Annotated in this window: 8 protein-coding genes and 2 rRNA genes; 4 read left to right on the top strand and 6 right to left on the bottom strand. The window is 36.0% G+C overall.

What is annotated here, in order from left to right:
* The 3 genes from BLS14_RS30660 to BLS14_RS30650 all read left to right on the top strand — a co-directional run.
* A 23S ribosomal RNA gene (locus tag BLS14_RS30660) occupies nt 1-85 on the top strand; the annotation flags it as partial.
* Nucleotides 86-165: 80 nt separating this feature from the next.
* Nucleotides 166-271: ribosomal RNA gene (gene rrf / locus BLS14_RS30655) — 5S ribosomal RNA — on the top strand.
* A gap of 215 nt (nt 272-486) precedes the next feature.
* Nucleotides 487-930 carry a hypothetical protein gene (locus tag BLS14_RS30650; RefSeq protein ID WP_090955684.1) on the top strand — a complete coding sequence of 148 codons (444 nt, stop codon included), beginning with the start codon at nt 487-489 and terminating at the stop codon, nt 928-930.
* 76 nt (nt 931-1006) lie between these two features.
* Here the strand turns inward: BLS14_RS30650 and BLS14_RS30645 are convergent, their stop codons facing one another.
* The 5 genes from BLS14_RS30645 to BLS14_RS33435 all read right to left on the bottom strand — a co-directional run bounded on the left by BLS14_RS30645 (nt 1007) and on the right by BLS14_RS33435 (nt 6326).
* The gene (locus BLS14_RS30645) at nt 1007-1963 is read right to left on the bottom strand and encodes a DUF6973 domain-containing protein (protein ID WP_090955682.1); all 957 of its coding nucleotides are present in this window, start codon (nt 1961-1963) and stop codon (nt 1007-1009) included.
* 747 nt (nt 1964-2710) lie between these two features.
* A complete protein-coding gene (locus BLS14_RS30640) occupies nt 2711-3256 on the bottom strand; it encodes a GerMN domain-containing protein (protein ID WP_090955679.1) in 546 nt (181 codons plus the stop codon).
* Between the two features lie 31 nt (nt 3257-3287).
* Nucleotides 3288-4679 carry an N-acetylmuramoyl-L-alanine amidase family protein gene (locus tag BLS14_RS30635; protein ID WP_090955677.1) on the bottom strand — a complete coding sequence of 464 codons (1392 nt, stop codon included), beginning with the start codon at nt 4677-4679 and terminating at the stop codon, nt 3288-3290.
* A 676-nt stretch (nt 4680-5355) separates the two neighbouring features.
* Entirely contained in the window at nt 5356-5721 is a 366-nt protein-coding gene (locus BLS14_RS30630) for a hypothetical protein (protein ID WP_090955675.1), read from the bottom strand.
* 482 nt (nt 5722-6203) lie between these two features.
* Complete coding sequence (locus BLS14_RS33435; protein WP_256336769.1) at nt 6204-6326, bottom strand: hypothetical protein; 123 nt, start codon at nt 6324-6326, stop codon at nt 6204-6206.
* Nucleotides 6327-6595: 269 nt separating this feature from the next.
* Between BLS14_RS33435 and BLS14_RS30625 the strand changes: the two genes are divergently transcribed.
* The gene (locus BLS14_RS30625; RefSeq protein WP_090955673.1) at nt 6596-6904 is read left to right on the top strand and encodes a hypothetical protein; all 309 of its coding nucleotides are present in this window, start codon (nt 6596-6598) and stop codon (nt 6902-6904) included.
* A 174-nt stretch (nt 6905-7078) separates the two neighbouring features.
* Here the strand turns inward: BLS14_RS30625 and BLS14_RS30620 are convergent, their stop codons facing one another.
* A complete protein-coding gene (locus BLS14_RS30620; protein ID WP_090955671.1) occupies nt 7079-7357 on the bottom strand; it encodes a hypothetical protein in 279 nt (92 codons plus the stop codon).
* Between the last annotated feature and the right edge of the window lie 281 nt (nt 7358-7638).

Here is a 7638-nt window from a genome sequence, read left to right as displayed (position 1 = left end):
GAAGACGACGAGGTAGATAGGCTGGGGGTGGAAGTGCAGCAATGCATGGAGCTGACCAGTACTAATCGGTCGAGGGCTTATCCAATATGCAAGTTGTAAATCGCACGTTTCGTTTCGGATCTAGTTTTCAGAGAACAAACTCTGAGATGTAAGCTAAGCTATGCGTTTGGTGGCGATGGCGGAGGGGTTCCACACGTACACGACCGTTAAGCCCTCTAGCGCCGATGGTACTTGGACCGCAGGGCCCTGGGAGAATAGGACGCCGCCAAGCGAAGAACCAATGCCGATATTATTCGGTGGTGGTTTTTTGTATGTTTTTTATTTAAGGAATTGTTGAGTGATCTCCTGTTTTTCTAAAAAAGCATAGCCCTTTAATGATTAATGAAATAATTTACTGCTTAAACTTAGTAAATATTTTTTTATAATAACTAGTACATAGAAACTTTTTTGGTAAATATTACGTATATGATTGAAGGAGGTGAGTGAATGAAGATAAAGAGGAGGTCTTTATGGATTCTTGTATTGAGTATTCTCATTGTTGTTGGACTTGTCCTTGTTATTAAAGCCACAGTGCAAAGTAATGTTTTTGAATTCCTAAAGCAGTTTAGAAGCTTTAATGTCACAATAGATAATCAGTCAGATTATGATCTTACATCAGTAGAAACTGGAGTACTTATAACTGGGCCAAATGGAGGAGTTGTAGAAAGTGGCTCAAGAGATGGATTTGATAAAGAAATAAAAAGTGGAGATGTGGTCAAAATCACTCCTAATCTAAGTATATCTGGAGAAGGTGGGGTTTATCTAAAGTATAGTGATTCAAGTGGAAAAACATCAAATAAGATGATCTGTTCGTATACAGAAACGTTATCTGGCTACTCCAATGTCATTATTACAAATGAAAATGTACAAGTCGATGAAAAATGTAACTAGCGTTAGTAAGTAAAAAGAACCGCCGATACATCTAAATGTATCGGTGGTTCTTTTTATTTGTATCTGAAAAACGAAATCACTGCCAGTAACTAAATGCAGTACTTCTTACGGAAGAAGTAACTTGAGTTGGATAACCAATCAGAGCATTATTAGTGAAGAATGCAGCGTAAAAAGCATCTGATACGGTTGTATGGGAGTAGTTCACTGCGTATTTTCTTCCCTGTGAGTTATTATAGATATCCATTATACTATCATTCTTAAACACAGAATTGAAGGTACTAAGGCTTCCTTGAGTTGAAGATTTCAGAGACAAAGCCCTGCCAGCACCCCATGCTATTTTCTCAGCATAGTTTAAAGAAGTGAGAGCATTTGCCTCGTCAGCAGCCGCTAGTGCAAGTTCATGATAGTCACCAAATACTCGTGCGTCATTTGCGTTAATACTTTTTGTATTTAACCAATTCCAAGCAAAATGTCTATACGCATCAGCAGGATTGTCCCATGTTTGTGATCCCCATCCATTTAATTTTGCGTAGCTAACACCAATATCTCTAGCAGTGTTAGCATTTTTGATGGAAGAAGCTATATCGGAAGTAGAAAGCGTTGGAAATCCAACATAAATAGTAGCTTCAATTGCTTTTGAAAGTTCTGATTCAAAATACATAGGAGATATTTCCGAATTGTTCTTCCCATTTACAGCAGTGCTTATTTCGTTATAATAAGCTGTTGCTGCTGCAGAGATTTCAACGAATTTTTCTTGTTCTGAAATAGACAGTTCTTCATATGTTTTACCTTCAATGGATTCATAAAAAGCAGGCGCCTCATTGAGAATAGACGCTTTAGAAATGTTCAGCTCCAATGATTGACTTTGGAGATTGTTTTGAACACTAACCTCTGCTGCTTGTTGAACCTTATGTAATGCATCAGTACCTTGATTTAAATCAGTATTAGGATTAGCAAAAGATACAGAGGGTATAAGTAGCATCAATGACATTGCAGATATACTAACAACTTTTAATAATTTCTTTGTATACATTTTTTTTGTTATCCTCCTCGAAATTGTTTATAGTCCTGAATTTCAATTTGAAATTAAAAGCACCAATACATCTATCCTCCTTTAAAGTAATTATATACCAACTAAAGTAAAAGAGCTATATTAAAACTAAAGAATAACATTTAATTGAAATATATAGGTAAATAGTAAATTCATGATTTCATAAGATTGAGTAAATAAAAGAATTTCTATACGGCTGGATCAAAATTAAATCATAAATCCAATTACGAAATATTCTCTTATCTAAAAGAATAATGGCTACGTTGTAGAGAGTTCTTGAGATTTATCTATTAACGCGAAGGTATGAGATTGAATATAGTATTGAGATGATCATAGAAATCAAGTGTTTTTTACTATTTATGGAAGAGGACTATAAATACTCGAGACTAGTTACCTTAACTTGTGTTTAACTGTTTTAAGTGAGGAACGGTTTTTGCGAGATATGAATGCATATTATGTAACATCTATAAAAATTCTTAACTTTTAGTAGAACGATTGAAAGAACACATAATGGAATGAATTGAGACTTAACCCATAAAGTATGATATAGTTGGAAGTCATATTAATATATGAGAAATGATAAAAATAATGTGTTTATAATTATTGAAAGTTACATTTATCCATATTATTTCTATCGAAGAGAGAATTAATATCTGGTAAGTAAGGGATTTGAAAGAAGCAAAACAGCCGATTCTCTATAGAGATTCGGCTGTTTTTTCATGGGGGGCGTTATTCACGGGTTAGTGGATGTTCTAATTCCGCATGACCCATTAAACTTTCAGTTGCTTCTCCGTCAACAAGCAGATCAATACTACTTATTTCTTCAAACTGAAAAAATGTTTCTTTCAAGGCATCAATAGCTAGAATTTCTCCTCCAGATCCTAATCTTGCTTCATCCGGAATATGCACATCTAATGTCAATTTTCCTTGATCAAAAGTAGCCGAAAGCAAATCTATATTTTTCCATAAAGGAATCAGTTCGGTTTGATCGCTACTTTGAAGGGCTTCGTACGTTTTACTGTATCTTTCGGATTCACCTTCGAATGAAATCTCCTTCTTACGTTGTTCAAGTTCTAATAATTGATCGTCGGCGTAAAAAACACCAATTTCTTGAGATTCCTCGTCCACCTCGCCCTGATTAACTATTGGTGCTGGTGTAGTATTCGCAGGGTCAGAACCCTGTACTGGACCAGAAGAAGTAGGTTTGCTACCACAACCTACCGCCAGTATGCTTATGGCACAAATTGCGATAGCCAGATAGATTCCTTTTTTCATAGAAGCACATCCTCTTAAATTATTTGCTGCCCTAAAGATTCAGATATTCCTTTATTCCATCTACAATAGCTTGCGCCGCTTTATTTTGATTGGTTTCTGACATCATGGCCTCTTCCTCAGCCTGGTTACTTAAGAACCCGACTTCTAAAAGAACCGCAGGCATTGTGGTTTCTCGGATGACCTGGTAGTTTCCGTTCTTAACGCCACGATCTTTAAATCCCAAGGCCTTGATCAAATTTTTATGAATGAGGCTTGCTAGTTCTTTACTACTTTCGCGTTGGTAATAATACGTTTCAGTTCCCGATACTAGGGGAGCAGCGGTTACACTGTTACCGTGTATAGATACAAACACATCTGCCTTAAGATCGTTTGCAAGTTTGACGCGTTCTGAACGTGTAGGGTAGATATCCGTTTCTCGAGTCATGATTAATTCTATGCCAGGTTCCTTTTCTAATAGAGCCTGCACTTTAAGACCTAAAGCAAGGGCAAAATGCTTCTCAGGATTTTTGGTGAAACTTATTGTACCTGGATCACTGCCTCCGTGGCCCGGATCAATAACGACTACCTTTTTTCCGTTGTTGATAGGGGTTGACGGTGTGGTATCGTTTACGATACTCAAATCAAGGATGAATTTGCCGGCGATGGTTTGTTGAGTATAATTAACCGAATTCACATTATTTAATTCAATCACGATTCGAACTTGAGCAGGATCATTTTTGAAAAGAGAATAGCGCACCTCAGTAACACTTGGAAAGTCGCTAGTATCCAATCTTCCCATGGATCCTCCAGAGGGAACTTGGCCCATATTACCGAAGTTGGTAGATGGGAAATCCAAAATAATTCGTTCAGGATTTTTTAATGTTGTAATGACTGGAGTAGTTTCACGGTCTAATGAAACGACAAGTTGATTATTGGCATAGTTTATATCATGAATCAGGTTAGTGGCTGCTTCATTCCCATTCTCATTAGAGGGTGGGGATGGGGGCGATGTATTGCTGGTTAAGGTAACAATCTTGTCTTTGTTATTCCAGCCAACTTTCAGGCCCATCTCTTCACTAACAAAACGTATGGGAACGACAACCGTATTTTTGATCATTTGCGGAGAAATGTTAAGCGCCACGGTGTTGTTTTGGACTACAGCCTGCTCTTTTCCAACGGTCAATGAAATTGCATTAGATCCTTGTTGGATATTCACATTTTGTGTTTTTTGGTCCCATTTCACATTGAATTTTAAATTCTCTGCGACTACTCGAATTGGAATCATGATATTGTTTCGAACATTAACGACTTCGACATCATTAGGTAAAGTTAGTTCCTGGCCATCTAAAATAATTTTGGTTTGATTTGTAGCTGCATGAGTATGCAAGGGAATCAGAAAAAGTAGTAGTGCACTAAATAATAACATGAATATAGATTTTTTCATTTTACACCTCGGTTTTAATTTACGTATTACTAACTTCTAACTGAATGACAAGCTTACAATTTCGATATTCATCTATGAAAAGGAATCACAGGAAAATAATCTATTACTCGAACTAATCAATTCAAAAGAAAGTTGGACTGATGCTATGAAATTGAAAGGTATCAAGTTAACGGGGAAACCAATCACCTCCTACGACCCGCAAGCTAGTTTAATAAGTTGAACATACTAACTAACCAATTGTGACATCTTTCTACAATTATACATATTTATCCTGTGAATCCGTACTGTAATTTTGAAAACATATGTAATAATACCATATTTAATCAGTTATTTGTGGTTGCATTAAAGAGTATTTATGGAAAACCAAAATTTACTATAACATTCTGTTCACTAAGTAAGAACGCTGCAACCTACATAAAAGTTGCGTAGGAAATGGGATTCATACAAAATTATTCAATTTATGGGGTGTTTAACAGAAGAGAACTTCATGAGTTTAGTGGATAAGAAAATTGTATATAGATAGGGGATAATGGGAGGGGAAAACTTTACACCCCAAACTCTCCCGTTGAAGTGTTTGGGGTGCTATAGATCTTAATGAGTGCCGAAAAGAATTTTATAACTATTTATTTAATGTTCTTAATGTAAATCCAACTGATAAATTAGAATTTAGAATAAATCAACCGTATTCCACCAAGTAGGAAGCTTGGATCCAACCCCATTGTTGAAATTTGTAACTGTATACATTGACCCAAGTAACACCGTTCACAACACGTGTTTCATTACCGTTCACCAAGTCACCAGCGTAGAGAGAGCCGATATATTCGCCAGTAGGAGAAGGGGTTTTTCTGAAGTTGGAAGCTGCATTAACCTGCCATGTTGTCGACATAATTGTAACAACATCCGATCCAGGTTGTGCAGTAATTTGAACATCCGGGCTAGAAGGAACGACACGATCAGTTATTCCTTCTGATGCAAATGCACCTGTTGCAGGGAGAAGCGCTGTTGCGGACACTAATGATACAGCAATAAATTTTTTCAACATCTTCACAACTCTCCTTATTCATGATTGAAGTTATCTTATAGAATATAACAAGACATTTCTGTGAAAATAATAAATGTTAAACTATCATTTTACTTATATCCTTGTATATTCCATATAAGATACATACACAATATACCATATAATAGCATATTGTGGAAATGTTTTTTTGATTTAATCATTCGCAGAAAACAAAGATGAACAAAGGGATAGCGAAAGCTCGAGTTACAATACGGAAAGATACTTTAATCCTTAAGAAGGATAGATGAACTTGTATAAACAATAAAAATAGTCGCCAAATAAGAATCTAAAAGATAAAAAAATGGTCCTAAAGGTGCTCTAGGCTGTGGATCAAATAATTCGAAAAATGGTAAAGACCATACGAACTGAAGTTAGAAAATATAGACATCCCTATTGGTGTGGCTAAAACAGTCGCAAACGACTAGGGGGCTGAGTCGTCTTATGGACCGCATAAGCGTGTGGGGTTAAATCGAGCCGTCAGTGATAATTTTCTTATCGTAGAAAACAACGGTCGTATCGATATTTTGATTCACGGGGGAATCCTGCCACTGACTCGTTTCTTTCTTGGTATTCACTTCATCCAACATATGGCTGTTTCAGGCTTCCTAAAGCGGATCAAAAAAAATTAATCAAATCATTAAGGTATTGGAAGAAAGGGGAGGAGCCTTTTAAAATACTTAAAATGAAATAAGTTATTTTATGAATAATATATTGCGTAACGTAACGCTATATAGTATAATAAATTCAGGTCATAAATATATTAAGTTGAAACAAGTAAGGGGGATTTACTTGTTTCAATTTAAATCCCTGATATTTATGCCAAAAATATCTATCTCAAAATTTGGAGGAATATATTATGGCATACGTAAATACGGATAGTACTTATTATGGAGCAAATGCAAGAGAAGTTAGAGTAACAGCAAACGGTGTACCGTTTGACCCTCAAAAATTCGAATATGCCACTGTAGCACTGGTTCACGATTCTACAAATAGAACGATTGTGCTTAATCGGGTCGTCGAGCTTAAAGGAAAACCAACACTAGTAAATCCGATTCCTATCCTTTCATCAGATCCTCGTGGTACTTATTATGTATTAGTAATCTGGTACGATAAAAATGCTAACGAGATGACGAGAGCAAAATCTAGCTTTATTTACCTCACTTAATGTGTAAAACTCAGTAAGAGCTAGATTCCCTCTGGCTCTTACTAAGTCCCAAGAAATCTAACAGATTATGATGTGATACATCTAGTCTTCTTAATTAAACAAGGTAAATAGCACCAACATAGGGCAACAACTAACTGTTGCCTTATATTGATGCTTTAAAATTATTCGACGAAATCAGTTTTCCCAAGGGATTTTTTCTGCTTTACTACCATCTGGTAAGTAAACGTCTAAACGAGGGGCAAGAGTTTGTTCTGCACTTTTTCCTGGCGAATGAAAAACGTTAGGTAGGTCTTTCCAAGGTATATGGTCAAGTTCAGTGCCATCTGAAGCATAGACACCGGTTCGAATTGAACTGTTTGTTTGATTTTCAACGTCGTTCGAAGGCATAGACATAAACAATCCTCCGAAGAGCAGAAAGCCTGTCGCTCCAAATAGAATCAGACTTTTGTTCAATAATGTTCACTCCTTTTTAAATATTATTTTACTATTGATTATATTATATCACAAAATTTAGTAAAACGAGTTTACATTATTGTTCCCTTTTTTAAAAAACTAAAACACTCACACAAGCAAAATACGCTGACTTACCTAAAGGATGAGCTCAGAGCTTTTGGGAACAGCACATCTTTGTAAAACTACTTCTCAATTCATCATTTATTTATAGCAACCCGGCGGGTAAATGAGAAGCTATAAGAGAAGGAGTGGAAAAATGAAATTTTCATGCTTTATATATT

This window comes from Paenibacillus sp. OK060 (assembly GCF_900101205.1).
GTDB classification, from domain to species: Bacteria; Bacillota; Bacilli; order Paenibacillales; family Paenibacillaceae; genus Paenibacillus; species Paenibacillus marchantiae.
Note: the sequence above shows the minus strand (reverse complement) of the source record. Positions and strands in the feature narration are given on the sequence as shown.